The sequence below is a fragment of the Ruegeria sp. P8 genome (assembly GCF_056534665.1).
The window spans coordinates 1-3,003 of sequence record NZ_JBQERC010000048.1 but is presented as its reverse complement, the minus strand read 5'-3'; the positions used below and the strand labels follow the sequence as shown (position 1 = coordinate 3,003).

General features: G+C 62.4%; 3 protein-coding genes. All 3 read left to right on the top strand.

Annotated features, from left to right (window positions below):
• Positions 1-3: 3 nt before the first annotated feature.
• From ACR0BZ_RS19760 to folD, 3 genes are read left to right on the top strand one after another with little or no spacing between them, the layout of a single operon-like run.
• Positions 4-1,680: a formate--tetrahydrofolate ligase gene (locus ACR0BZ_RS19760; protein ID WP_480586122.1), complete on the top strand. Its 1,677-nt coding sequence runs from the start codon at positions 4-6 to the stop codon at positions 1,678-1,680.
• A gap of 55 nt (positions 1,681-1,735) precedes the next feature.
• Positions 1,736-2,041: a chorismate mutase gene (locus tag ACR0BZ_RS19755; protein WP_480473724.1), complete on the top strand. Its 306-nt coding sequence runs from the start codon at positions 1,736-1,738 to the stop codon at positions 2,039-2,041.
• A gap of 51 nt (positions 2,042-2,092) precedes the next feature.
• Positions 2,093-2,983, top strand: a complete 891-nt coding sequence (gene folD, locus ACR0BZ_RS19750) for a bifunctional methylenetetrahydrofolate dehydrogenase/methenyltetrahydrofolate cyclohydrolase FolD (RefSeq protein ID WP_209505538.1) — start codon at positions 2,093-2,095, stop codon at positions 2,981-2,983.
• Positions 2,984-3,003: the final 20 nt, after the last annotated feature.

Genomic DNA, 3,003 nt, shown 5'->3' with positions numbered 1-3,003 from the left:
CCAATGAGCTATAAATCCGACATCGAAATTGCGCGTGAAGCGAATAAGAAGCCGATCCAGGAGATCGGCGCGAAGCTTGGAATATCCAGTGATGATCTGTTGCCGTATGGGCATGACAAGGCGAAGGTGAGCCAGGAGTTCATCAACTCGGTGCAGGGTCGTGAGGACGGCAAGCTGGTGCTGGTGACTGCGATCAACCCGACGCCTGCGGGTGAAGGCAAGACTACCACGACCGTTGGTCTGGGTGACGGTCTGAACCGGATCGGCAAGAATGCGATGATCTGTATCCGCGAGGCCTCGCTGGGTCCGAACTTCGGCATGAAGGGCGGCGCTGCGGGGGGCGGCTATGCGCAGGTTGTTCCGATGGAAGAGATGAACCTGCACTTCACCGGCGATTTCCACGCGATCACCTCGGCCCATTCGCTGCTGTCGGCGATGATCGACAACCACATCTACTGGGGCAATGAATGCGAGATCGACACCCGCCGGGTCGCATGGCGTCGTGTGGTTGACATGAACGACCGCGCCCTGCGCCAGATTACTGCCAGCCTGGGCGGCGTGTCGAACGGGTTCCCGCGCGAAACAGGTTTTGACATCACCGTGGCGTCCGAGGTCATGGCGATCCTGTGTCTGGCCAACGACCTGAAGGATCTGGAAAAGCGTCTGGGTGACATCATCGTGGCCTATCGCCGCGACAAGACCCCGGTCTACTGCCGCGACATCAAGGCCGAAGGCGCGATGACCGTTCTGCTGAAAGACGCGATGCAGCCGAACCTGGTGCAGACGCTGGAAAACAACCCGGCCTTTGTCCATGGCGGCCCGTTCGCCAACATCGCGCATGGCTGCAACTCGGTCATTGCCACCAAGACCGCGCTGAAAGTGGCTGACTATGTGGTGACCGAGGCGGGCTTTGGCGCCGATCTGGGTGCCGAGAAGTTCATGAACATCAAGTGCCGCAAGGCGGGCATTGCGCCCTCTGCCGTGGTTCTGGTTGCCACCGTGCGGGCGATGAAGATGAATGGCGGTGTCGCCAAGGCCGATCTGGGCGCCGAGAATGTCGATGCGGTCAAGGCGGGCTGCGCCAACCTGGGCCGCCATATCGAGAACGTGAAGTCGTTCGGTGTGCCGGTTGTTGTCGCCATCAACCACTTTGTCACCGACACCGATGCCGAGGTTCAGGCGGTGAAGGATTATTGTTCCTCTCACGGGGTCGAGGCAGTTCTGTCGCGCCACTGGGAACTGGGCTCGGAAGGGTCTGCCGATCTGGCCCGCAAGGTTGTGGAAATCGTCGAAGGGGGGTCTGCGAACTTCGCGCCGATCTACCCCGACGAGATGCCGCTGTTTGAGAAGATCGAAACCATCGCCAAGCGCATCTACCGCGCCGACGAGGTTCTGGCCGACAACAAGATCCGCACGCAGCTGAAAGAATGGGAAGCTGCGGGGTATGGCAACCTGCCGGTCTGCATGGCGAAAACCCAGTACAGCTTCTCGACCGACCCGAGCTTGCGGGGCGCGCCCACCGGCCATTCGGTGCCGGTGCGTGAGGTCCGCCTGAGCGCGGGTGCGGGCTTTATCGTGGTTGTCTGCGGTGAGATCATGACCATGCCGGGCCTGCCCCGCAAACCGGCCGCGGAAACCATCTGCCTCAATGACGCAGGTGAGATCGAGGGCTTGTTCTAAGCCGCTGAATAAGACATCTCGTGGTCCGGGACCCCCGGGCCATGAGGAGACGATGATGCCCACTCTGACACCGCCGCAGGACTGCCATTCGATGCGGGATCTGCGGGTTCAGATCGACAGGCTGGACCGCCAGCTGATCGGGATGCTGGTGAGGCGCGCAAGCTATATCGACCGCGCGTCTGAGCTGAAGCCGGGCGAGGGCCTGCCCGCCCGCATCCCGGACCGGGTCGAGGATGTGGTGCAAAAGGTGCGCGCCAGTTCGCAGGCGGCGGGGATGGACCCCGATTTGTCCGAAACGCTCTGGCGCATTCTGATTGACTGGTCGATTGCACGTGAGGAACGTGTGCTCGGCCCCGAGTAAAGACCGGGCGCGTTCTGCGCCCGTTTGGGTTTTGAAAGAAGGGACCAAAGGATGGTAGCGCAGGTTATCGACGGGAAGGCCTTTGCCGCCAAAGTGCGCGCGCAGGTGGCCGATCAGGTTGCAAAGCTGAAAGAGGAAAACGGCATCACCCCCGGCCTGGCCGTGGTTCTGGTGGGCGAGGATCCGGCCAGCCAGGTCTATGTCCGCTCGAAGGGCAAGATGACCGTCGAGGTCGGCATGAACTCGTATGAGCACAAGCTGGATGCGGAGACCTCGGAGGCGGAGCTGCTGGCGCTGATCGACAAACTGAACACGGACCCGGCGGTGCATGGCATTCTGGTCCAGTTGCCGCTGCCCAAGCACCTGAACGAGGATCTGGTGATCAATTCGATCGATCCGGCCAAGGATGTGGACGGGTTCCATATCTCGAACGTGGGCCTTTTGGGCACCGGTCAGAAATCGATGGTGCCCTGCACCCCGCTGGGCTGCCTGATGATGCTGCGCGATCACCACGGGTCGCTGTCGGGCATGGATGCAGTTGTCATCGGTCGCTCGAACATCGTGGGCAAGCCGATGGCGCAGCTGCTGCTGGGGGACAGCTGCACCGTGACCATCGCGCATTCGCGCACCAAAGATCTGCCGGATGTGGTCCGCCGCGCCGATATCGTCGTGGCCGCTGTCGGCCGCCCCGAGATGGTGCCTGGCGACTGGATCAAGGAAGGCGCCACCGTGATCGACGTGGGCATCAACCGCATCGAGCGGGATGGCAAGACCAAGCTGGTCGGCGACGTCGACTATGCCAGCGCCGCTGAACGCGCCGGCGCCATCACCCCCGTCCCCGGCGGCGTCGGCCCCATGACCATCGCCTGCCTGCTGGCCAACACCCTCACCGCCTGCTGCCGCGCAAACAAACTCCCAGAACCAGAAGGCCTGACCGCCTGATAAACACGGGGGCCGGAGCG